This window comes from Streptomyces sp. NPDC090021 (assembly GCF_044748225.1).
Lineage (GTDB): Bacteria > Actinomycetota > Actinomycetes > Streptomycetales > Streptomycetaceae > Streptomyces.
This window is the reverse complement of sequence record NZ_JBIVFO010000052.1, coordinates 1-22400: the sequence shown is the minus strand read 5'-3', so window position 1 is coordinate 22400 and position 22400 is coordinate 1. Positions and strand designations below refer to the sequence as shown.

Genomic DNA, 22400 nt, shown 5'->3' with positions numbered 1-22400 from the left:
CTCGTGGTGTCTGGGTGAGGCAGGTGTACGGGGATCAGGGCTCAGGGCTCAGGCGTGGAAGGGCAGCCCGGCGTCGGCGGCCAGCTCCAGGTCGTCGCCCTCGGGTGGCGGCAGGAGGGTGGCGGAGCCGTCGCTGACGGGGACCACGCCGAGTTCCAGGAGCTCGGCCATGGCCGAGCTGCCCGCCATGTCGCGGACCTGGAGCTGGTAGCGGGGGGTGGTGCGGTAGGTACCGCCGGCCTCGTCGCCGGTGCGCTGGAGGAAGCCGGAGTCGGTGAGGAAGGCCGCGGCCTTGCCGACGATGCCGGTGGTGGAGCCGGCGAGGCGGCGGGCGTCCTTGGTGGCGCCGGTCGCGCTGCGGCGGGCGTAGACGCGCCAGGCGGCCTCCAGGCCGGGGGCGTCGGAGGCCGGGTCGGTGTTCTCGCCGAGTTCCTCGGCGCGTTCCTCCAGGCGGCGGCAGGTCTGCCGGACGAAGGCGTCGACGCCGTTGACCGTGACGCGGCCGATGTAGCCGTCGTCGGCGAGGTCCTCGGGGCGCGGGAAGGCGAGGGCGGCGACGGCGAGGTGGGCGAGGCCGTGCAGGAACCGGTCGGCGGAGTCGGCGGCGGTGCGGCGGGCGTAGTCGCCCATCCTGACGGCGAAGACGGAGTCCTCGTCGGCGGCCACGGCCATGCCGGCGCGCGGGGACACCTCCAGGACGACCAGGCCGAGGCCGGTCGCGACGGCGTCGGCGAGGCGGCCGAAGGCGGGCTCCTCTCGGTAGCGGCGCAGCAGTTCGGCGTATTCGGCGTCGCGGGCGGGCGCCAGCTTCGGCTGGAGCCCGAAGGCGACGAGCCGGGCCGCGTCGGCGGCGTCCGCCGGGGTCACGGACCCTCCGGTGGCGGGCGCGACGGGAGCCGACGGCATGTCGGGCTCGCTCCACGCGGGGTGCTCGGCGTGGTGGTCGCTCACGGGCGGGTCTCCTCGGCGCTGCTGCGGGTACGGGTGCGGTGCGGAAGCGGTGCGGTGTCCGGGGCGGGCCGCCCACCGGGGCGGAGCCCGGCATGGGCTGGAACCGGTACGGGCGGTACGGGCGGTACGGGCCGCCGCGCGGCCCCGGCCCGGGCCCGGGCGGCGAGGACCGGGGCCGGAACGAGGGCCGGCCGCACCCCGGCCGGAACCGGTACGGGCGGGACGGCCGGGCACCCGGCCCCTGCCCGGGCCACCGCCGCCGCGGAGCGGAGCGGGGCCGCAGCAACGGCGACCGCGGCGGACCGTGCCGGGGCCACGGCGGAGGCCGGGAGGGCCGGGTTCACCGCGGGCGGGGCGGCGGCCGCCGGGCGTCCGGCCGGCCCCGGGACACGGCGGGTCATGACGCCTCCGCGCGGTCGGCGGCCATGCCGGCCGCGTCGAGCAGGGCGGTGCCGACGATGAGGTCGGCGCCGCCGAACTCGGGGTCGTCGAGCCGGGTGCCGTCGTCGACGGCGAAGAGCAGCCGCTCCTCGCCCTGGCGGTACGCGGTGCCGACGGCCGGACTCGCGGCGTGGACGGCCAGCAGGGCCACCAGGTACGGCAGGTCGGGATCGCTGCGGCGGGCCTCGGCGAGCAGGCCGGAGAGCCGGCGCGGGGCGTCGTGCGGGAGGTCCAGGAGCTGCGTGGCGGCGGCGAGCTGCTCCTCGCTGAAGCGGCTGTCGTCCGGGGTGGCGATCAGGTCGGGCTCGGGCATCTCCGCGCCGAGGTGCTCGCGCTCCACCGGCGGGGTGAGCAGGATCTCGACGAGGTCGGCCACCCGTACCGAGACGGGCGTGCGCAGCCCGGTGCCGGCGGCGAAGAAGGCGTCGGTGACCCGGCGCGCCTGTTCCACCGGCAGCGGCAGGATCGGGGCGACGAGCTGGCCGTACAGGTCGATGCCGGTGCGCGGCGCCGGGGCGGCGAAGGCCTGGCGGTCCTGCTCGGCGCGGAACAGCGGGCCCGCGTCCAGCAGGCGGGACTGCAGCTGGGTGTGGCGGCGGATGCAGTCCTTGACGATGTCGACGAGTTCGGCGGCGCGGCGCTTGTTCTCCGGCTCCTCGGCCTCGTCGCGCGCCCTGCGGATGTTGGTCAGGATCGCGTTCTCGTGGCGGTAGCGGTCGGCGACGTGTTCCAGGGCCTCGGCGATCATGTCGGGGACGGCCTGGAGCCAGTCCACCGCCCGGACGTTGCGCCGGGTCGCGTCCAGGGTCCGGCGCAGGGTCTCCGCGTACTGCACGGTCCGGTAGCGGGCCTGTTCGGCGGCCAGTTGGGCGTCCGCCAGCCGCCCGCGGCTGATCAGCACCTCCAGCTTGACCTCGGCGGCGATCTGGGCGCTGGTGACGTCGGTGTCGAGGGCCCCGACCAGGACGTTGACGGCTTCGTCGGTGGTGCGCAGGTAGACGGCGCCGCCGTAGGGGACTTCTTCGACCAGCTTGAAGTCGTAGTCGCGGCGCACGTAGACGCCGTCGGGCCCGAAGGTGCCGTAGATCGCGCGGAAGCCGCGGTCCACGCTGCCGACGTTGATCAGGTTCTCCAGCACCCAGCGGGCCACCCGCTCGTGCTCGGCGGCCGGGCGGGCGGGGGCCTGGGCCGCGACACGCGGCAGCAGCCTGGCCACTATCTGCTCGTGGTCGGCCCCCGTGTCGAAGTCCATGTTGAGGGTGACCAGGTCGATCGCGGCGAGCGCGACCTCCGCCATCGCGTAGATCCCGTACTCGCCCGCCAGATTGGCCTTGCGTACGTCGAGGTCGTGCAGCGGGGCGGTGCAGGCGAGGGCGCGCAGCCGCCGGGCCAGGCCCTCGTCGGCGGCCGGGCCCGGCGCCGGGGAGGGAAGGGTCTTCGCCGGGGCTGGGAGAGTCACGGACAAAGACTAGGCGCTGACAGTGACAACATCCCAAACGGCATGGTTCGGTCGGATCGTCCCCCGGCCCACTGCTCTACGCTCGGCGCATGGATTCCATGATCGCATCCACTCCGCTGATCGACCTCAACGCCGATCTCGGTGAGGGGTTCGGGCGCTGGACGCTCACCGACGACGAGGCCCTGCTCTCGGTCGTCACGAGCGCCAACGTCGCCTGCGGCTTCCACGCGGGCGACCCGTCCATCATGCGCCGGGTCTGCGAACGGGCCGCCGAGCGCGGCGTGCGGATCGGCGCCCAGGTCTCCTACCGCGATCTGGCGGGCTTCGGCCGGCGCGCCATGGACGTGCCTCCCGGGGAACTCGCCGACGAGGTGGCCTACCAGATCGGCGCGCTGGAGGTCTTCGCCCGGGCGGCCGGCTCACGGGTGTCCTACGTGAAACCGCACGGCGCGCTCTACAACCGGACCGTGCACGACGCCGGCCAGGCCGCCGCCGTCGTCGCGGGCGTCCGGCTGGCCGCGGGCGCCGGGGCGACCGGCGGCCTGCCGGTCCTCGGGCTGCCCGGCTCGCTCCTGCTGGCCGCCGCCGAGGAGGCCGGGCTCGCCGCCGTGCCCGAGGCGTTCGCCGACCGGGCCTACACCCCGGCCGGGACGCTGGTGCCGCGTACCGAGCCCGGCTCGGTGCTGCACGACCCCGACGCGGTGGTGGCGAGGGCCGTCGCGATGGCGGCCGGCGGCACCGTGACGGCCGCCGACGGCACGGCCGTCCCCGTGGCCGCGCGCTCGCTCTGCCTGCACGGGGACACCCCGGGCGCCGCCGGGCTCGCCCTGCGCGTCCGGGAGTCGCTGGGGGCGGCCGGGGTGCGGGTGGAGGCCTTCGCGTGAGGACGCTGGTGGTGGGCGCACAGGCGCTGCTGATCGAGCTGGACTCGGCGCAGGAGGTCGCCGCGCTCCACGCCGAGCTGCTGCGCCGCCGGGACGCGGGCGCGCTGGGGCCCGTACGGGACCTCGTGCCCGCGGCGCGGACCGTCCTGCTGGACGGCGTACGGGACCCGGCCGCGCTCGCCGCCCGGATCGCGCGCTGGGAGGTGCCGCCGCTCACCCGCCGGGAGGGTCCGCTGGTCACGGTCGCGGTCCGCTTCGACGGGCCCGACCTGGCGGAGGTGGCCCGGCTGTGGGGCGTGGCCGCCGGGGAGGTTCCGGGCATCGTCGCCGCGACCGAGTTCCGGGTGGCCTTCTGCGGCTTCGCGCCGGGCTTCGGCTATCTGACGGGGCTGCCGGAGCGTCTGCACGTACCCCGCCGGGACACCCCGCGCACGGCCGTCCCGGCGGGTTCGCTGGCACTGGCGGGCGAGTACGCCGGGGTGTACCCGCGCTCCTCCCCCGGCGGCTGGCAGCTGATCGGGTCCACCGACGCGGTGCTCTGGGACCCGGAACGGGAACCGGCGGCGCTGTTCGCCCCGGGGGTCCGGGTGCGGTTCACGCAGGAGGAGAGGGCGTGACCGGGCTGCTGGTGGTGCGGGCGGGGGCGCTGACCACGGTCCAGGACCGGGGCCGCCCCGGGTACGCGCACCTGGGGGTCCCCCGCTCGGGGGCGCTGGACACGGCGGCGTACGCGCTGGCGAACCGGCTGCTCGGCAACCCGCCGGACGCTGCGGTGCTGGAGACGACCCTGGACGGGGTGTCGCTGCGGGCCCTGGCCGCGACGGTCGTGGCGGTCACGGGCGCGCCCTGTCCGGTACGGGTCTGCGGGCGCCCGGTGGCCTGGGGAGCACCGGTCGGGCTGCCGGCCGGAGCGGAGCTGGAGGTGGGCCGGGCGGAGTCGGGCCTGCGCGGCTACGTCGCGGTCCGGGGAGGCCTGGCCGTCCCGCCGGTCCTGGGCAGTCGCTCCACGGACCTGCTGTCGGGCCTCGGGCCGGCGGTCCTGACGGCCGGGACGACGCTTGCGGTGGGCGCGGCCGGGCCGGACCCGGTGCCCGTGGCCGACGCGTACGGGCTGCCCGCGGCGCCGTCGGAGCTGGTGCTTCCGCTGCGGCTCGGGCCGCGGGCGGACTGGTTCACCGGGGCGTCCCTCGCCGGGCTGTGGCGCTCGGCGTTCCGGGTGTCGCCGAGTTCCAACCGGATCGGGCTGCGTACGGAGGGCGGGGCCGCGCTGGTGCGTGCCCGGGCCGGGGAACTGCCGAGCGAGGGCATGGTGCTGGGCGCGGTCCAGGTGCCCCCGGACGGCCTGCCGGTGGTGTTCCTGGCCGACCATCCGGTGACCGGTGGCTATCCGGTGGTCGGCGTGGTCGGGCCGGGCCCGGCACTGGACGCGGCGGCGCAGGCCCGGCCGGGCACTCCGGTCAGGTTCGTACGGGCCCGGTGAAACGCGGGCGGGAACGCGCGCGCCCGGGCTCCGTCGTCACGGGGCCCGGGCGCGGGGGTTCGGCTTCCCGGGGGCGCTACACGGCCGACTCCGGGGTGATGCGGCTGCGGACGGCGGACTGTACGTCCTCCTCCTCCGCCGGGTCCGAGGCCAGGCGGCGCAGCCGGGGGGCCACCCGGGCGTCGGCGGTCTCGGCGTGGCGGGCGGCCACCTCGCGGGTGGTCTCCTCGCAGTCCCAGAGGCATTCGACGGCGAAGCCGGCCGCGAAGGACGGGTCGGTGCTGGCGAGGGCCCGCGCGGCCCGGCCGCGCAGGTGGGACGAGGACGTCTCGCGGTAGACGTGGCGCAGGACGGGCGCCGCGCAGCCGATGGCGAGCCGGCCGGCCCCGTCGACCAGGGCGAACAGCCGCTGGGTGTCCGGTCCCGAGCCGCGGACGGTGGACCGCAGGGCGCTCAGGACCAGGGGGGCGTCCTCGGCCCCGCCCCGGGCGGCCAGGACGGCCGCGGCGGCCTCGCCGAGGGCGTCGGGCCGGTGGACCCAGTGCCGGGCCCGTTCGACGGCCTCCGGGCCGCACATGCGCTCGTACGCGGCCACGGCGGGCTCGTCGGCGGCGGCTTCGATGAGGTCCAGCACGGCCGGGTTGTCCGGCTCCGCGAGGACCAGGTGGTGCAGGGCGGTGGCCCGGGCGGCCTCGCCGTCGGCGCCGGCGGCGGCCGCGAGGATGGCGGAGCGGTCCTCGGGCTGGGCGACGGCGGCCAGGCAGCGGGCGGCGGGCACGTGCAGCGGGGTGCCGCGGCGCAAGCCGTCGGCGGCCCAGTCGAACACGGCCTGGACGCCCCAGCCGGGCCGGGGGCCGCTCGGGGTCAGCTGGCGCTGCCAGCGGTCGAAGGAGCCCTGCCGTCGGGCGGCGCTCAACCGCTCCCCGTACAGGGGTGACTCCTCCCACACACACCACGGCCGGGGCTCGTAGGCGTCGCGGACGGCGGCGGCCAGCCGCGCCTCGCCCTCCGCCGTGGCGGGGAAGCGGGCGAGGACGGGTGCGGCCAGTGACCGCAGTCCCTCGTCGTCGTCGCGCAGGGCGAGCTCGTCGAGGGCCCAGGCCCAGTTGGCTCCGGACGCGGCGTAGCGGCGCAGCAGCATGAGCGCGTCGTCGCGGCCGTACGAGGCCAGGTGGCCCAGGACGGACAGGGCGAGGCCCGTGCGGTGGTCCGTGTCGTCGACGAGGTCGTCGGCGCTGAAGAGGTGGCTCTCGATCTCGCCGAGGGGGCCGTCGAGGTCCAGGTAGAGCCTGGCGTAGTACAGCGAGCGGTTCTCGACCTGCCAGTCCTGGCGCGGATCACGGAGCACGCACTGGTTGAGGGCCGCGAGGGCCTCCGCCCTGGGCGCCGCGAGTGCGTGCAGCGTGCCGTCGCCACGGCCCCGCTGGAGGAGGCCGAGCAGGGTACCGCTCGGCGCTATGACTGGTTCGAACATGGGAGTGGCCTCAAATCAAGCTGGGGACGCAACCGGGAATCGGGATTCACAGAGCCGCGTAACAGCATGTGAGGACGTCCGCCGTCTTGTTCCGCTCGATGTAGACCATTGTCTTCTCACTCTCGTCGGTGGTTCGTGACCAGGGGTGGCCGGACCGGGGCCGGACACTCTTCGCGTCCTGCCCGTCTGCCCGTCCCCCGTGCTCGCGAATCGAATCCGACGCCATGATGACCCAGCCGGTTTGTGCGCCGCGACCACATTTACGGCCGCCGTGACCAACCTGTGAGCTGAGCGGCCGTCCTGGCCCGGCAAAAAGCGGACTACTCGGCTCCGAAGAGTTCCAGCAGGTCGGCCTTGGCGAACATGCGCGCCGTGTCCACCGCGGAGGGGGTTCCGGCGTTCGGGTCGGCCCCTCCGGCGAGCAGTGCGCGGATCACCGCGCCCTCGCCCTTGAAGACCGCGCCGGCGAGCGGGGTCTGGCCGCGGTCGTTGGCGCGGTCGGCCTCGGCGCCGCGGGCCAGCAGGGCCGTGACGGTGTCGGCGTGGCCGTGGTAGGCGGCGAGCATGACGAGGGTGTCGCCGCGGTCGTTGGTGAGGTTCGCCGGGACCCCGGCGTCGAGGTACCCGGCGAGCTGCGCGCTCTCACCCTGGCGGGCGAGGTCGAAGATCTTGGTCGCCAGTTCGATGACGTCCTCGTCGGGACCTTCCGGGGAGGCGCCTTCGGTGTGCTCGCTCATCGTGCGTACCGCCTTTCACTCGCTGCTGGCATGAAGCTTCCCCGGGCCGTGCGGGCAGGGGTGCACGGCACTGCGGCCGTACGGGTGAATCGCCAGAGTAGCGCCCTGGCCTGCGCATGTCCGGGTCGGGCCGAGGCATGGATCACCCCGGACCCCCTGCGCGGCGGGCGCGCCACCCGGGCTGAGCCGATCAAGTGAAAAACCACCCGATTCACCCGTATGCACCTTTTTTCGCATTGATACTTCCTGTGAGCCTGGAACAACTGATGGTGACTGTCCCCACCAACCAGGAGAACCTCTCATGGTCCTGTCCATCTCAGGCGTGGTCCTGCTCGGCATCATCTGCTTCCTGTTCTTCAAGAAGGACGGGATGAAGCTGACCCACGCGTTCGTCTGCTCGCTCTTCGGCTTCTTCCTCGCCGGCTCCGCCATCGCCCCGAGCATCACGGCGAGCACCGCGAGCCTCGCGAGCCTGCTCGGCGGGATCAAGCTCTAGCGGCCCCCCGAGCAGGAACTCCGGCACCACCAGGAACAACGCTCACGACCACAACTCCAGGAGACGCCCGTGGCCCGGCGCCCACTTCCCCGCATCCTCAGCAGCGGCACCGTGTCGCTGGCCCGGGGCCGCGACCTCGCTCGCACGGCCGCCGACAGTGCCACGGACGTCCTCCATCCGCTCCTCGTCATCGGACGCGGCCTGCGCATCCTGGCCGCGGCCGGGCGGCGCAAATGGTCCGAGACCCCCAAGGACAAGCGCGGTCCCGCCCTGTTCCTGGGCGCCGCCTGCGTCCTCGTGGTCGCGCTCGTCCCCTACGGCCCGCTCCTCGCCCTGATCACCCTCATGGCGGCCGCCGCCTGGCACGGACGCGACCGTACCCCCGCGAAGACCGGACCGAGCGAGGCCGAGGCCGAACGGCTCGGCTCCCTCTACGAAGCCCTCGTGCCGTACTTCTCCATTCCGGACGACCCCAGCCCGCTCTTCGCCCACGGCGGGGAGTGGGACAGGGCCTTCAGTGGCTACGCGTTCGACGAGGCGGGCCGGATCACCCGGCTCCACATCCGCTACCCGGCCTACTTCACCGACGGCGAGGCCGCCTCACGGGCCCGGATCGAGGCGCTGCTGCACGCCAAGTCCGGGCGCGGCCGGGAGTACCTCTTCGACTGGGACGAGGAGGGCAACCGGCTCGACCTCAGCGTGCTGCCCTCGCTGCCGACGGGCATCGCCGCCCAGCCGTTCGTCACCTCCCCGGGGGAGAGCGTGCTCGGCTTCACCGACTCCGGAACCGTGCAGCGCACCCTGCCCGTACTGGAGGGCGACCAGCCCCGTGACGTCCCGCCGGTCGTCTGGCGCACCGGCTCCCGCTCCACCGAACCCCACCTGCTCGCCGTGGGCCAGCCCGGCAGCGGCACCTCCACCCTGCTCCGCTCCCTCGCCCTGCAGGCCCTGCGGCACGGCGGCGACGTCCTGATCGTCGACGGCGGCGGCAGCGGCGAGTACGCCTGCCTGACCGGCCGAAGCGGTGTCCTCGCCGTGGAGTGCGGGCCGGTCGGCGCGGTCGCCACGCTGGAGTGGGCCGCGCAGGAGACCGAACGCCGCCTCATCGCCACCCACCGGGCCCGCGAGTCCGGCCGGCCCGCGCCGGAGGACACCCGCCGCCCGTTGTGGATCCTGCTGGACCAGCCGAGCGTGCTGGCGCACCTCGCGGTCGCCGAGGGCGGGCCGGATCCCATGAACCACCTCCAGGTGTCGCTGCGGCACGGCCGGCCGGCGCACGTCACGGTGGCCGTGGCCGAGCAGTTCGACCACCTAGAGGTCCTGCACGACGCCGTGTGGCAGCACACCCGTGCCCGGATCGTGCTCGGGCCGGCCTCAATCCAGCAGATCACCGACGTGCTGGGGCTGCCGCCGCACACCACGCCCATCGCGCAGGTGCCGCCGGGGCGCGGGTACGCCCGGCTGGGCACCGGGCCGGTGCACCGGCTGCAGGTGCCGGCCACCCCGGACCCCTACGACGAGGGCACGCATCCGGCGCACCGGCAGGCGGTGCTCGATCTCCTGCCGGAGCGCCGGCAGGAGCCCGCGCCGGGGGCGGCGTCGGCCAAGGCGTTCCAGGGGCAGCCGCCCGCCCGGGCCGTGGCCGCGGCCGTGGAGGCGCCGGAGGCGTAACCCTCGCCCTCCCGGGCGGGGGCCGGGTTGGGTACCTCCGCCCCGGCCGAACGGGACGGCACGCAGGGGCCCACGTCCCCGGGCAGGCCCGGGGCGGGACCCCTACCCCGGGCGGGACGGCGGCGTGGGGCACCTTCGCCGATGTCGTCCGTACAGCCCGCGCGCGTCTACGCGACAAACGTGCGGGGCGGTTCCGTGCCGCTGTCTCCCGCGCCCGTGGCGACCAGGCGGGCTGCCGCCGCCAGGCGGGTGGCGGCCTCTTCGGCCACCGGACCGCCCACCGTGAACGGCAGCCGGACGTAGCCCTCGAAGGCCCCGTCCACGCCGAACCTGGGGCCCGAAGGGACCCGTACGCCGACCCGCTCGCCCACCTCGGCCAGACGGGAGCCGGACAGCCCGCCCGCGCGGGCCCACAGGGTCAGGCCGCCCGCCGGGACCTCGAACTCCCAGCCCGGGAGCTCCCGCCGGACCGCCGCGACCAGCGCGTCGCGGTTCTCCCGGGCCTGCTGCCGGCGGACCTCCACCGCTTCCCGCCAGCCGCCGGTCCGCATCAGCCAGTTCACCGCGAGCTGCTCCAGCACCGGCGTGCCCAGGTCGGCGTAGGCGCGGGCCGCCACCAGGCTGCGGATCACGTCGGGGGCCGCTCGGACCCAGCCGATCCGCATGCCCGCCCAGAATGCCTTGCTGGCGGATCCGACGGTGATCACCGTGCTGCCGGCCGGGTCGAAGGAGCAGACCGGGCGGGGCATCTCCAGGTCCGGATCCAGCTGGAGTTCCTGCATGGTCTCGTCGGCGACGAGGACCGTGCCCGCGGAGCGGGCCGCCTCGACCATGGCGCGGCGCTGTTCCTCGGAGGCGAGGGCCCCGGTGGGGTTGTGGAAGTCGGCGACGACGTACGCGAGGCGCGGGGCCGAGTCGCGCAGGACCTGCCGCCAGACGTCCATGTCCCAGCCCGTCAGGCCGTCACCCATGGCGACCGGCACGAGGCGGACGCCGGCGGCGCGCATCAGCTGGAGGATGTTGGCGTAGGAGGGGGACTCGACGGCGATCCGCTCGCCGCGGCCGGCGAAGAGGCTGCAGATGGCGTCGATGGCGCCCATCGCACCGGTGGTCACCATGATCTGCTCGGGCATGGTGGGGATGCCCTGCTCGGTGTAGCGGTCGGCGAGCATCCGGCGCAGCGCCGGCAGGCCCGCCGGGTAGTCCCCGTGCGTGTGCGCGTAGGGCGGCAGTTCCTCCAGGGCGCCCTGGACGGCCCGGGTCAGCCACGGTTCGGGGGCGGGGAGGGCGGCGCAGCCGAGGTCGATCATCGAACCGAGGGACTCGGGCGGCAGCGGCTCCAGGCCCCGGGCGGGCAGCGGGTTCCCGGCCGGGACGGAGGTCCAGCTGCCGGCGCCTCGGCGGGACTCCAGGAAGCCCTCGCCGCGCAGGGCCTCGTAGGCGGCGGCGACGGTGGTGCGGCTGAGCGACAGGGCGACGGCGAGCTCGCGCTCGGCGGGCAGCCGGGCGGCGACCGGGACGCGGCCCTCCAGCACCAGCAGCCTGATCCCGTCGGCGAGGGTGCGGTAGGCGGGCGGCTTGCGGGCACCCGGTGCGGCGGTCCGCTCCTGCTGCGAGGTGATGAGACGGGCCAGCTGCGCGGCACCGACCGCTGAGGTCCATTCGGCCATGGCGTGCGGTCCACTTTCGTCCGATTGGCCTCGGAAGAGGCCTGGATTGGATTGCTGTCCGGGGCACAGCGTGCCACGAGTCAGTCCACTTGCACCAGGCCGTACGCGGCCCTCCCGTATCCCGTTCACCTCGCGTACCACCGGTCCCGGCCGCCGCGGGGGATACTGCCGCCGTGACGCACGTACGCCTTCGCCATCCGTATCTGGACCACCCGGCTCCGATCCCCTTCGCGCACCGGGGAGGTGCCGCGGACGGGCTGGAGAACACCGCCGCGGCCTTCCGTCGCGCCGCCGCGGCCGGCTACCGGTACTTCGAGACCGATGTGCACGCCACGGCCGACGGCAAGCTCGTCGCCTTCCACGACTCCACACTGGACCGGGTCACCGACGGCCGGGGCCGGATCGCCGAGCTGCCGTGGAAGCAGGTCCGCGAGGCCCGGGTCGCGGGCACCGAGCCCCTGCCGCTCTTCGAGGAGCTGCTGGAGGAGTTCCCGGACGCCCGCTGGAACATCGACATCAAGGCGGAGTCGGCGCTGCACCCGCTGGTCAACCTGATCGCGCGGGCCGGGATCTGGGACCGGGTCTGCGTGGGCTCCTTCTCGGAGAGCCGGGTGGCGCGCGCCCAGCGGATCGCCGGTCCCCGGCTGGCGACCTCGTACGGCGTGCGCGGGGTGGTCGGGCTGCGGCTGCGCTCGTACGCGATCCCGGCGGCGCTGCGCGTGGGGGCGGTGGCCGCCCAGGTGCCGGAGACCCAGGCGGGCATCCGCGTGGTCGACCGGCGCTTCGTACGGACCGCGCACGCGCGGGGCCTGCAGGTCCATGTGTGGACCGTGAACGAACCGGAACGTATGGAGGCTCTCCTCGACCTGGGTGTCGATGGCATCATGACCGACCACATCGACATGTTGCGCACGGTGCTGGACCGGCGCGGCGCCTGGGCCTGACCCGCTCCCGGCCGCCGCGACGCATGCGGCGGCCGTTGCGGTACAGGACCACCGAGGGGGACGACGCGTGAGCGCGGACAAGAGCAGCAGGACCGAGGAAGCGGAACCGGGGGCGGAGGAGGACAGAGCCGCCGCGGCGTCACGCAAGCGCGAGCAGCGGGGCTGGTACTTCTACGACTTCGCCGTGTCGGTGTATTCGGCGAGCGTGCTGACGGTGTTCCTCGGGCCGTACCTCACCTCGGTGGCCAAGGCCGCCGCGGACCCCGAGGGCTTCGTGCACCCGCTGGGCATACCGGTGCGCGCCGGGTCCTTCTTCGCCTATTCGGTCTCCGCCTCGGTGATCCTGGCCGTGCTGCTGATGCCGGTCGCGGGCGCGGTGGCGGACCGGACGGGCCGCAAGAAGCCGCTGCTGGCGGTGGCCGCGTACACCGGGGCCGCGGCGACGACCGCGATGTTCTTCCTGGGCGGCGAGCGGTACCTGCTGGGCGGGTTCCTGCTGATCGTGGCGAACGCCTCGCTGTCCGTGTCGATGGTGCTCTACAACGCCTACCTGCCGCAGATCTCCACTCCGGACGAGCGGGACACCGTGTCCTCGCGTGGCTGGGCCTTCGGCTACACCGCCGGTTCGGTGATGCTCGTCATGAACCTGGCCCTCTACCTGGGCCATGACGCCTTCGGTGTCTCCGAGGGCATGGCCGTCCGGATCTGCCTGGCCTCCGCGGGCCTGTGGTGGGGCGCCTTCGCGCTGATCCCGCTGCGCCGGCTGCGGGACCGGGCCGTGGTCCGGGAGCCGGGGGCGGCGCCGGCCGTCAGTGGCTGGAAGCAGCTGGTCGCCACCTTCAAGGACATGCGGCGCTACCCGCTGACCCTGTCGTTCCTGCTGGCCTACCTGATCTACAACGACGGCGTGCAGACCGTGATCTCGCAGGCCTCCGTCTACGGCTCGGAGGAGCTGAAGCTGGAGCAGTCCACCCTCATCGGGGCGGTGCTGCTGGTGCAGGTCCTGGCGGTCGGCGGCGCGCTGGGCATGGGCCGGCTGGCCCGGATCTACGGCGCCAAGCGGACGATCCTGGGCTCGCTGGCCGCCTGGGCGGTGACGCTGGGGGTCGGCTACTTCCTGCCCGCACGGACGCCGGTGTGGTTCTTCGCCCTCGCCGCCATGATCGGCCTGGTGCTGGGCGGCAGCCAGGCGCTGTCTCGTTCGCTCTTCTCGCACCTGGTGCCGCCGGGCAAGGAGGCCGAGTACTTCTCGGCGTACGAGATGAGCGACCGCGGCCTGAGCTGGGTGGGGCCGCTCGTCTTCGGCCTGACGTACCAGGTGACGGGCAGCTACCGGGACGCGATCATCTCGCTGGTGGCCTTCTTCGCACTGGGGTTCCTGCTGCTCGCGCGAGTGCCGGTGCGGCGCGCGGTGGAGGCGGCGGGCAATCCTGTACCGGAGCGGCTCTGAGACCGGGTCCGCGCCCGCGCCCGGTCCGGATCCACGAACGAATTCCGAACGGATTTAGACGTTGCGGCGAAGGGCCGGTAGTGTACGCCTTTGGCCTGCCAGGCGGACCGTTACTGCGCGCTAAAGAAGTCTAGACGTTGGGTGACATCTGCTGCCAGATGTGACAAAACGGGCACTGGTGGGTACAACAAGGGGCGGTACGACGGGCGACGCACGACCCGGAGCGGGAATCTATACCGCCGACCGGACGTTGACCGGATGACGACGACAGCGACACCTGTCCTGTGGGCGACAAGCCCGGGAGGCACGATTCATGAGTGAGCGAGCTCTCCGCGGTACGCGCCTCGTGGTTACCAGCTACGAGACGGACCGCGGCATCGATCTGGCCCCGCGCCAGGCGGTGGAGTACGCATGCCAGAACGGACATCGATTTGAGATGCCGTTCTCGGTTGAGGCAGAGATTCCGCCGGAGTGGGAGTGCAAGGCGTGCGGCGCCATGGCACTCCTGGTGGACGGGGACGGGCCCGAAGAGAAGAAGGGCAAGCCCGCGCGAACGCACTGGGACATGCTCATGGAGCGACGCACTCGCGAGGAGCTGGAGGAAGTGCTGGCCGAACGGCTGGCGGTCCTGCGCTCCGGCGCCATGAACATTGCCGTGCATCCGCGGGACAGCCGCAAGTCCGCCTGACAGCCGGACGAACGCACAAGCCGAGGGGCCCCGCCACACTGTGGCGGGGCCCCTCGGCTTGCTCGTGCCCTACGGCGTGAGCGGCGGGCGGTACGTGGTGTCCGGGCCGTCCTGCGGGCCCGGGCGGTCCTCTCGGACGACCTCACCCTGGACGATCTTGCCGTCGGGGTAGTGGATGCGCGCTTGCTGGAAGGCGTCGCCGAAGCTGCCGGCGGGGGCCGCGGCCATCTTCCGCTCCAGGGAACGGGTGGCCCTGCGGCCGGCCCACGCCCGCACGGGCGGGAGCAGCAGGAGCAGGCCCGCCACGTCCGAGAGCAGGCCCGGCAGCATGAGGAGCAGGCCCGCCAGCATGGTCAGGCCGTTGCCCCGGCCGGGCTGCTGCGCGGTGGGCTGCACGCCCTGCTGCGCCTGCTGGAAGGTGTCCGTCAGGTTCTTGAAGGCCCGGCGCCCGGCGCGCTTGATGACCACCCCGCCGAGGACCAGTCCACCGGCGATCAGCGCGGCCACGGCGAGCCCGCCGGCCGCCTCGGCGACCAGGCCGAGCAGCCAGATCTCCAGGATCAGCCAGGCGGCGATGGCCAGGGGGAGGAAGGTTCGGGCGGGCGAGCGCCGACGGGGGGCCGTCGGGGTGCCCGTTCGCAGGGATCCAGTGCCGGTCGTCATAGCACCCAGTGTGCCTGGGGCCGGATAAAAGTGTCCTCAGCCGGAGGTACGGGACACCCCCTAGGGGTGGCGATGTGCCGGTCGGGCCGGATCAGGCGCTGCCGTCCCGCTTGCCGGTGTCCTTGCCGAGCAGCTTGGCGGCCTGGGCCTTGAGGCCCCACTGGGTGACCCGCCACAGGGCCTCCACGACGATGTCCTTGCTCATCTTGCTGTCGCCGAACTCACGCTCGACGAACGTGATGGGGACCTCCACCACGCGGAAACCCTTCTGCACGGCCCTGCGGGCCAGGTCCACCTGGAAGCAGTAGCCCGCGGAGGCCACCTTCTCCAGGCCCAGCCCCTCCAGCGTCTCCCGTCGGAAGGCCCGGTATCCGCCGGTCACGTCCCGGATCGGGACGTCCAGCATCAGCCGGGAGTACGTCGAGCCGCCGCGCGAGAGGAACTCGCGGGTCCTGGGCCAGTTGACGACGCGGCCGCCCGGCACCCAGCGCGAGCCGAGGACCAGGTCGGCGCCGGCCAGCGCGGTCAGCAGGCGGGGCAGTTCCTCGGGCTGGTGGGAGCCGTCGGCGTCCATCTCGACGATCACGCCGTAGCCCTCGTCCAATCCCCATACGAAGCCGGCGAGGTAGGCGGCGCCCAGCCCCTCCTTGCCCTTGCGGTGCAGGACGTGCACGTGGTCGTCGCCGGCCGCGAGCTCGTCGGCGAGCTTGCCCGTGCCGTCGGGGCTGTTGTCGTCGGCGACCAGGATGTGGGCCTCGGGAACCGCCGCCCGGACACGGCCGACGATCAGCCCGATGTTCTCCGCCTCGTTGTAGGTCGGAATGATCACCAAGACCGTACCGAGCGGGCCGTAGGTCCGCTGTCCGCCGTCGCTCACTGAGTCCCCTTTTGTGCGTTCGCACGTCCTGTACGTCTGGTCGCAGAGGATGACTTTAGAACATCGGCCACGGCCCGCCGCGGCGGTGCCGACCCCGGGCCTCCCCGGCGGCGCCGTACCGGGTGATCGGGGCCCGCGGTCCTTCGGGCCGATCAGACTCCCGCTGGCGGCGGGCCGCCGTGACCGTTGTCTACTGGACCGCCGGACCCCGACCCGGGGCCACCCGCCGCCCGGCGAAACCTTCCCTCGCCCCCGAGGCGCGGGCGCGCTGAGCCGACGGATCCGTCCGGCACGACGTCCTGTGGTGGACCCGGCCGAACCTATCCGGGTCCGGCCGCCCGCACCGAACCGAGGCCGACCGGATCACCCCTGTGGGCGTACGAATACCTCCCGCCCGCCCACCACGGTGGCCAGGCACACCGGCAGTTCGGATCCGGGGGTCAGATCGGGCAGTCCGGGGGTGCCCGAGCGGGGGTCCGTGGACCAGCGGGCCACCCGGTCGTCCGGAGCCTGGACGACCAGCGCGCCCGTCCGCCAGACCGCGTAGTCGGCCGGGGCGCCGGGCACCAGGATCCCCGCGTCGTCACGGCCCAGCGCCCGCCAGCCGCCCCGGGTGTGCGCGGTGAAGGCGGCCCGCACCGACACCCGGTGCTCGGGCGTCCGGTGGAAGGCGGCCGCCCGCACGGTGCCCCACGGGTCGAGCGGGGTCACCGGCGCGTCCGAACCGAAGGCCAGCGGCACCCCCGCCTTCAGCATGGCCGCGTACGGGTTGAGGGTGCGGGCGCGTGCGGCCCCGAGCCGGTCGGCGTACATGCCGTCCGCACCGCCCCAGGCCGCGTCGAAGGCCGGCTGCACCGACGCCGTCAGCCCCAGCTCCGCGAAGGCGGCGATGGTGTCCGGGGTCATCATCTCGGCGTGCTCGACCCGGTGCCGGGCCGCACGGACCCGGGCCAGGCCCACCTTCTCGGCGGCCGCCCGGACACCCTCGACCACCGCGGTGATCGCCGCGTCGCCGATGGCGTGGAAGCCGGCCTGCAGCCCCTCCTCCGTACAGGCCGCCACGTGCTCGGCGACCGCCACCGCGTCCAGGTACTCCGTCCCCGTGTGCGAGGCGTCGGCGTACGGAGTGTGCAGGCAGGCGGTGTGCGAACCCAGAGCACCGTCCACGAAGAGGTCACCCGCCGCCCCCACGGCCCCGAGCTCCCTGGCCAGGCCCAGGTCCCGGTCGGCCCAGTACCCGAACACGCGCGGCCCGGGCCGCTCCGCCGCCAGCGCGAGCAGCGCGGTGAAGTCGTCGGCGGAGGAGATGTCGGGCCCGCCGCACTCGTGCAGGGAACCGATGCCGAGCGAGGCCGCCCGGTCCAGCGCGGCCCGCTGCGCCTCGGCGCGCTGGGCCGGGGTGACGGCGGCGAGCGCGGCCCGCCGTACGGCGTGATGGTCGTCGGCGGTCAGCGGCAGGTCTTCCTGGGGGCGCACCCCGGGGACCAGGTCGAGCAGGGCCGTGGTGACCACGGCCGAGTGCACGTCGATGCGGCTCAGATAGAGCGGACGGCCACCGGCGGCCTCGTCGAGCTCGGCCCGGCGCGGCGCGCGCCGCTCGGGCCAGCGGGCGGCGTCCCAGCCGTGCCCGAGGAGCACCCGGTCGGCGGGCCGGCTCGCGGCGTACGCGCGGACGAGGTCCAGCGCGGCGGCCAGCGACCGCGCTCCGGTGAGGTCCAGCCCGGTCAGGGCCAGGCCCGCGGAGGTCGTGTGGACATGCGCGTCGGTGAAGGCGGGGGTCACGAGCGCGCCGCCCAGATCGACGACCTCGTCGACACCCTGGGCGAACGCGTCGGCCGCGCCCTCGGAACCGACCCAGGCGATACGGCCGCGTTCGACGACCATCGCCGTGGCGAAGGGATCGGCGGGGCTGTGTACCTCGCCCCCGCGGAGGAGGACGGTCCTGGTCGGCGCTCCGGCGGCGTCGGCGGAGTGGGCGGTGCGGTCAGTCATGCCGACCAGTGTCCCGCGTCGCCCCGCCCCTTCCGACCGCCGGGTCCCCCCGGCCGGGCCGTCCCCGTGCCACGCGCGGGACGGACCCCGCGTCACACGCGGGGCGGGCGTGCCTCGTAGGGGGTGGAGAGGACCACGGTCGTCCGTGTCGCGACGTGGGCGAGGGCGCGCAGCCGGCCCAGGAGGTCCTCCAGCTCCAGCGGGGTGGCGACGCGCACCTTGAGGATGTAGTTCTCGTCGCCCGCGACGCTGTGGCAGGCCTCGATCTCGGGCACACCGGACAGCCGGTCGGCGATGTCGTCCGGGGCGCTCGGGTCGAAGGGCTTGACCGAAATGAACGCGGTCAGCGGCAGGCCGACGGCCTCCGGGTCGACCACGGCCGCGTAACCGCGGATCACCCCGCGCTGCTCCAGACGGCGTACCCGCTGATGGACCGCCGACGTGGACAGTCCCGTGGCCTTGCCCAGGTCCGTGTAGCTCATCCGCCCGTCCCGCACGAGCAGATCCACGATCTGGCGGTCCAGCTCCTCCATTGCACTCATAGCCGCTCAACTTACGGCCAAAGGCACTCCAGGCCCAGTGCTGTCCGCCCACTGGAGGCATCTGCACCGGGCATGTGACCAAGGCCACACGGGTATGCCGGTGGAGGCCGGTCCGTTGCGGTTACTCGTGACGCTCGGCGGGAAGTGGTTGCTGTGGCCGAGGCCGAAGAACCTGCCCGCCCGGCCCACCCAAGGGGGAGTACATCCATGCCGAACACCAAGCGCGCCGGTCGCACCGAACCGGAGCCTCTCGAACCGCTCGACTCCGGGGACGACACCTACCCCGAGGACGGCGAATACCTCGACGACACCGAGGGTTTCGACATCCACCACGCGGTCTGCCCCGACTGCGGCCAGTCGATCGCCCTCGTCGCGGACGAGGAGTACCTGCCGCAGCACGCGCTCTGCCTGACCCCGTGGAACCCCTTCGGGCTCACCCTGTGCGCCGGCACCGGCCGGCCCGCCGCCGACGCGCTGCCCGGCCTCGGCACGAACCAGTCGGCGCAGGCACCGGAGGAGGCCGACCCCTTCCCCCTTCCGGCCCTGCCGCAGGGCCTGGACTGGCGGACGCAGCCGTTCTCGCACGTCGGCGGCCCGGGCTCGCGCCCGATCCGCGTCGTGCGCCCGGTGCTGCCGCAGCCGCAGGCGCAGACGCGCGGGCAGCACGCCCAGGCGGCCTGAGGACCGGCGGGGCGCACCGGCCCCGTCCGTTTCCCGCTGCTCCGCTCCCCTACCAGTACGTCCCCTGCACCATGGCGGCCAGACTGGCGTGGTGCAGGATCAGGCCGTCCGGGTCCGCCGGGACCTCCACCTCGCCGAAGTGGGCCTGCCGGTAGGCGATGCGCAGCATCACGATCGCGTGCCGCAGGGCGGCGTACAGGGTGTGGAACTCCATGTCGCGCGGTGTGTGGCCGGTCAGTTCGGCGTAGCGGCGCTCCAGGTCCGCACGGCGCAGGAAGTCCGGCAGGCCGGGCTGGCCGAAGCTCACGGTGAGGTCCTGGAAGAAGCGGTGGAGGTACACGGTCCAGCCGAGGTCCACCTCGCGCGGGGCGTACGCCGCCATCTCCCAGTCCAGTACGGCCACCGGTGTGAAGCCGTCGTAGACGACGTTGCCGATGCGGGCGTCACCCCAGTTCAGGACGGCGGGGCCCTCGTCCGTCGGCCACAGCTCCTCAAGCCGGGCGAAGGCCCGCTCGATCAGCGGGGAGGGTGCGAGCCCGCCCACCACCCAGGTGTAGTAGGCACGTTGGGCGTCCACGTGCCGGCGCAGGGGGCTGCCCTCGCCCTCGGGCAGGAGGAACTCGGCCTCCTCGGCGGGGAACTGGTCGTGCAGCCGGGCCAGCAGCGAGATGCTGGCTTCCTGGAGCGCTCCGCGCTCGGCGTCCGTCGCCGCGTGCAGCCAGTTGCCCTCGTAGGTGTAGGGCATGACGTCGGGCGGGACCCGGCCTTCCGCCCGGGCCATCACGAAGAACGGCGCCCCCAGCGGCCCGGTGTCCTCCTCCAGCCACTGCACGCGCGGGACGGGCAGGTCGGTGTGCTCGGCGACGAGGCTCATCACGCGGTGCTGGCGCGGCATGTCGTACGTCGGGAAGACGGTGTAGGCCGCCGGGTCGGCGGCGAGACGCAGCGCGCAGGCGCGCAGCGGGGTGTCGGGGTGCTCTATGTCGAAGAGCAGGGTCTCGCTGGACATCCCGTTCGAGCCGGGGACGGAGACGTTGGTGACCTTCGCGCCGGGGAGCCTTCCGTCGAGCCAGGCTCCGAGGCGGCGGCCGAGTTCCTCGGGTTCGCGGGTGGAGGTGCGCGGACGTGGTGCGGTTGCCATGGGTACCCCTCTTCTCCTGGCCTTCTCCTGACCTGGACCTGGCGTACGGATCACGGACTCACGGGCTCACGGGCTCACGGGGCGACGGAGGAGTGGTCGGCGAAGCCGCTCGGATCGTGGCGCCCGAAGCTGCCGTGCTCGAAGATGCCGTGACCGGTCTGCCCGTCGAGGGTGAAGCGGGCCGAGTGGTCGGTGACCCCGAAGGCGGCCATGGGGTGGGCGGCGGGGTGGGAGAGGTCGTAGACGCGGCGGTCGCTCCAGCCGCGGCCCTGCCAGGTGCCGTGCTGCCAGTCGCTTGCGGGCGGGTAGCCGGCGCCGACGGCGAGCGGGGAGGAGTTCAGTATCTCCACGCCCAGCTCCAGGGGCTTGCGTGACGGGTCGGTGAGGTGGATGACGGCGCTCTCGGGGTGTCGGCTGCCGGGGCGGTAGCGGATCTCGGTGTGCGGCCAGCCGAGCTGGACGTCCGCGCGGCCGCCGGCCTCGGGGAAGACCTGCACGGCCTCGTTCAGGGTGCGGTGGCCGTCGGCGTCCTCCTGGGCGATGACCATGACGAAGCGGTCCGCGAACCGGACCGGGATCCAGAGCCAGTGGAAGCCCTCGGGACGGTGCTCCTCGGCCGCCCGGCCGCCCTCCTCGCCGGGGATCGGGCGCACGCCCCAACTCCGGTCACGCGTACCGGTCCACTCCCCCGCCGTGAGGGTGAACTCCTCCCCCTTGGCGCGGATCGCGCCCGTCACGCTGCCCGCCTGGACGAAGCGCCGGCCTTCCAGCATGAGCCGGTCGCCGCGCCGCTGGATGTGGTGCGGCTCCCAGACGGCGGGGAACTCCGCGGTCCAGGTGATGTCGTACGAGAGCCCGTGCGGGTCGTCCGCGTCGGGGGCGCAGCGCAGCGTGAGCCGGTGGAGCGGCACGTCGACGGTGATGGACAGGGGTCCCACCGAGAGGTTCATCCGGTCGTCGGTGAGGGCGTCGGAGGCCCGGACCGCGAGAAGCTCGTCGCCGAGGCGGAGGGTTGCGTAGGCGTCGATGACCCCGGCGTTGGGGTAGACGCCGAGGCCGAGGATCAGGACGGCGCGGCCGGCGTGGTCGAAGACGTGGAAGATGCACCGGTCGTAGGCGTTCCGGTCACCGCTGACGAGGTGCTTCATCGACAAGGGAGCCTGGTGGATGGGGTACTCGTCGAGGGCGACGGGCCGGTCTGCGGGCATGACGGACCTCCGGGGCGGTGACGTCGGGGGGCGGCGCGAGCAGATATGACGGTACGTCAGAAAGCCACCCGGCGACCACCCTTCCGGCACGCTCTGACAGCAGGGCACGAAGTGGCGGAGGCAGTCAGCAGCGAGCTCAGCACGCATCAACAGGCGGAGGAGGCAGGACGGGCTCCTGCAACGACAATCGTCCGCAGGTGCGCGGCACTACAGCAGCGGTGTCCCGTACCGATCCTTCATCCGCTCCTCCATCTCCAAGATCCGGTTGGCTGCCCGGCTGCTGGCGTCTCCGTCACCGAGTTCACGGGAGATCAGGGCCGCCTGTCGACGGACGTTGACGGCCTCCATGAAGCGGCGTGTCTTCATGAGGACCACTGCCTGGTTGACGAGTACCTTGCTCTCGCTTCGCCGGTCACCGATTTCGCGGAAGATGGCCGCACTCCGTTGACACGCACTCATGGCCTCGCCGTACTGGCGCGTCACCCGGTAAAGCAGGCTGAGGTTGTACAGCGCAGTGCCTTCTCGATGGCGATCGCCGCGTTCGGTCTGGATCACCAGTCCCCGCCGGGACACCGCAATGGCCTCTTCGTACCGCTTCGCCCTGGTCAAGGCACTGCCCAGGTTGAGCAGCGCATCCGCTTGGGATTCCGTGTCCTCGAGTTCACCGAGGATGGCGACACACTCTCGGAGCACCTCGATCGCCTCGCCGAAGCGGCGTGTTCCCTGGAGGGCCACGGCGAGTTCGATCAGGGCCAGCCCTTCCCTGTGTCTGTCGCCCAGCTCACGGAAGATGGCCAGACTCTGTTGGCAAGCGTCAACGGCTTCGGTGAACCGGCGTTCCTCGCACAGGGCCCAGTGAGGTTCCCCCGAGATGCGGGGATGGGTGACAGAGGGTCAGATGGGTCTCATGAGAGGAGCCCAGACGATGCCTGCGCCGAGGAAGTACCCGCT

At 73.7% G+C, this 22400-nt stretch carries 22 protein-coding genes; 9 read left to right on the top strand and 13 right to left on the bottom strand.

What is annotated here, in order from left to right; genetic code table 11:
* Positions 1–48 precede the first annotated feature (48 nt).
* Genes ACIPXC_RS31130 through ACIPXC_RS31120 form a run of 3 tightly spaced genes read right to left on the bottom strand, consistent with a single transcriptional unit; the run spans position 49 to position 2851 of the window.
* Positions 49–951: a hypothetical protein gene (locus ACIPXC_RS31130; RefSeq protein WP_376121878.1), complete on the bottom strand. Its 903-nt coding sequence runs from the start codon at positions 949–951 to the stop codon at positions 49–51.
* Complete coding sequence (locus ACIPXC_RS31125; RefSeq protein ID WP_401624724.1) at positions 948–1352, bottom strand: hypothetical protein; 405 nt, start codon at positions 1350–1352, stop codon at positions 948–950. The genes ACIPXC_RS31130 and ACIPXC_RS31125 overlap by 4 nt, the downstream gene beginning before the upstream one ends.
* Positions 1349–2851 (bottom strand): hypothetical protein, encoded by a 1503-nt coding sequence (locus ACIPXC_RS31120; RefSeq protein WP_401624722.1) that lies wholly within the window; start codon positions 2849–2851, stop codon positions 1349–1351. The genes ACIPXC_RS31125 and ACIPXC_RS31120 overlap by 4 nt, the downstream gene beginning before the upstream one ends.
* A gap of 116 nt (positions 2852–2967) precedes the next feature.
* On the opposite strand from ACIPXC_RS31120, the gene ACIPXC_RS31115 reads away from it, so the two are divergent.
* The 3 genes from ACIPXC_RS31115 to ACIPXC_RS31105 are packed head-to-tail and all read left to right on the top strand — an operon-like array spanning position 2968 to position 5215.
* The gene (locus ACIPXC_RS31115) at positions 2968–3735 is read left to right on the top strand and encodes a LamB/YcsF family protein (RefSeq protein WP_401624751.1); all 768 of its coding nucleotides are present in this window, start codon (positions 2968–2970) and stop codon (positions 3733–3735) included.
* Positions 3732–4352 (top strand): allophanate hydrolase subunit 1, encoded by a 621-nt coding sequence (locus tag ACIPXC_RS31110; protein WP_401624720.1) that lies wholly within the window; start codon positions 3732–3734, stop codon positions 4350–4352. Before ACIPXC_RS31115 ends, ACIPXC_RS31110 begins: the two co-directional genes overlap by 4 nt.
* Positions 4349–5215 (top strand): biotin-dependent carboxyltransferase family protein, encoded by an 867-nt coding sequence (locus ACIPXC_RS31105; protein WP_401624718.1) that lies wholly within the window; start codon positions 4349–4351, stop codon positions 5213–5215. The genes ACIPXC_RS31110 and ACIPXC_RS31105 overlap by 4 nt, the downstream gene beginning before the upstream one ends.
* 76 nt (positions 5216–5291) lie before the next feature.
* Here the strand turns inward: ACIPXC_RS31105 and ACIPXC_RS31100 are convergent, their stop codons facing one another.
* Complete coding sequence (locus ACIPXC_RS31100) at positions 5292–6689, bottom strand: HEAT repeat domain-containing protein (RefSeq protein WP_401624716.1); 1398 nt, start codon at positions 6687–6689, stop codon at positions 5292–5294.
* A gap of 320 nt (positions 6690–7009) precedes the next feature.
* Positions 7010–7426 (bottom strand): ankyrin repeat domain-containing protein, encoded by a 417-nt coding sequence (locus ACIPXC_RS31095; protein ID WP_401624714.1) that lies wholly within the window; start codon positions 7424–7426, stop codon positions 7010–7012.
* 301 nt (positions 7427–7727) lie between these two features.
* Between ACIPXC_RS31095 and ACIPXC_RS31090 the strand changes: the two genes are divergently transcribed.
* The gene (locus ACIPXC_RS31090; RefSeq protein WP_030031218.1) at positions 7728–7922 is read left to right on the top strand and encodes a hypothetical protein; all 195 of its coding nucleotides are present in this window, start codon (positions 7728–7730) and stop codon (positions 7920–7922) included.
* Between the two features lie 69 nt (positions 7923–7991).
* Positions 7992–9593: a hypothetical protein gene (locus ACIPXC_RS31085; protein ID WP_401624712.1), complete on the top strand. Its 1602-nt coding sequence runs from the start codon at positions 7992–7994 to the stop codon at positions 9591–9593.
* A 167-nt stretch (positions 9594–9760) separates the two neighbouring features.
* On the opposite strand, the gene ACIPXC_RS31080 is transcribed toward ACIPXC_RS31085, so the two are convergent.
* Positions 9761–11263, bottom strand: a complete 1503-nt coding sequence (locus ACIPXC_RS31080) for a PLP-dependent aminotransferase family protein (protein WP_401624710.1) — start codon at positions 11261–11263, stop codon at positions 9761–9763.
* Positions 11264–11436: 173 nt separating this feature from the next.
* On the opposite strand from ACIPXC_RS31080, the gene ACIPXC_RS31075 reads away from it, so the two are divergent.
* From ACIPXC_RS31075 to ACIPXC_RS31065, 3 genes are all read left to right on the top strand, one after another.
* Complete coding sequence (locus ACIPXC_RS31075; protein WP_401624708.1) at positions 11437–12207, top strand: glycerophosphodiester phosphodiesterase family protein; 771 nt, start codon at positions 11437–11439, stop codon at positions 12205–12207.
* 67 nt (positions 12208–12274) lie between these two features.
* Positions 12275–13657: an MFS transporter gene (locus ACIPXC_RS31070; protein ID WP_401624706.1), complete on the top strand. Its 1383-nt coding sequence runs from the start codon at positions 12275–12277 to the stop codon at positions 13655–13657.
* A 313-nt stretch (positions 13658–13970) separates the two neighbouring features.
* The gene (locus ACIPXC_RS31065) at positions 13971–14345 is read left to right on the top strand and encodes an RNA polymerase-binding protein RbpA (protein ID WP_007262928.1); all 375 of its coding nucleotides are present in this window, start codon (positions 13971–13973) and stop codon (positions 14343–14345) included.
* A 69-nt stretch (positions 14346–14414) separates the two neighbouring features.
* Here ACIPXC_RS31065 and fxsA read toward each other — a convergent pair whose 3' ends face one another.
* The 4 genes from fxsA to ACIPXC_RS31045 form a co-directional block, all read right to left on the bottom strand.
* A complete protein-coding gene (gene fxsA / locus ACIPXC_RS31060) occupies positions 14415–15008 on the bottom strand; it encodes an FxsA family membrane protein (RefSeq protein ID WP_401624704.1) in 594 nt (197 codons plus the stop codon).
* 91 nt (positions 15009–15099) lie between these two features.
* Complete coding sequence (locus ACIPXC_RS31055) at positions 15100–15885, bottom strand: polyprenol monophosphomannose synthase (protein ID WP_401624702.1); 786 nt, start codon at positions 15883–15885, stop codon at positions 15100–15102.
* A gap of 363 nt (positions 15886–16248) precedes the next feature.
* Complete coding sequence (locus ACIPXC_RS31050) at positions 16249–17877, bottom strand: amidohydrolase (protein WP_401624700.1); 1629 nt, start codon at positions 17875–17877, stop codon at positions 16249–16251.
* A gap of 92 nt (positions 17878–17969) precedes the next feature.
* Positions 17970–18410, bottom strand: coding sequence for an Lrp/AsnC family transcriptional regulator (locus tag ACIPXC_RS31045; RefSeq protein ID WP_030663734.1), 441 nt, complete (start codon positions 18408–18410; stop codon positions 17970–17972).
* Positions 18411–18626: 216 nt separating this feature from the next.
* On the opposite strand from ACIPXC_RS31045, the gene ACIPXC_RS31040 reads away from it, so the two are divergent.
* Positions 18627–19100, top strand: a complete 474-nt coding sequence (locus ACIPXC_RS31040) for a hypothetical protein (RefSeq protein ID WP_401624698.1) — start codon at positions 18627–18629, stop codon at positions 19098–19100.
* 49 nt (positions 19101–19149) lie between these two features.
* Here the strand turns inward: ACIPXC_RS31040 and ACIPXC_RS31035 are convergent, their stop codons facing one another.
* The 3 genes from ACIPXC_RS31035 to ACIPXC_RS31025 form a co-directional block, all read right to left on the bottom strand.
* A complete protein-coding gene (locus ACIPXC_RS31035; RefSeq protein WP_401624696.1) occupies positions 19150–20241 on the bottom strand; it encodes a phosphotransferase family protein in 1092 nt (363 codons plus the stop codon).
* Between the two features lie 74 nt (positions 20242–20315).
* Positions 20316–21449: a hypothetical protein gene (locus ACIPXC_RS31030; RefSeq protein ID WP_401624694.1), complete on the bottom strand. Its 1134-nt coding sequence runs from the start codon at positions 21447–21449 to the stop codon at positions 20316–20318.
* A 207-nt stretch (positions 21450–21656) separates the two neighbouring features.
* Positions 21657–22298 (bottom strand): tetratricopeptide repeat protein, encoded by a 642-nt coding sequence (locus ACIPXC_RS31025; protein WP_401624749.1) that lies wholly within the window; start codon positions 22296–22298, stop codon positions 21657–21659.
* Between the last annotated feature and the right edge of the window lie 102 nt (positions 22299–22400).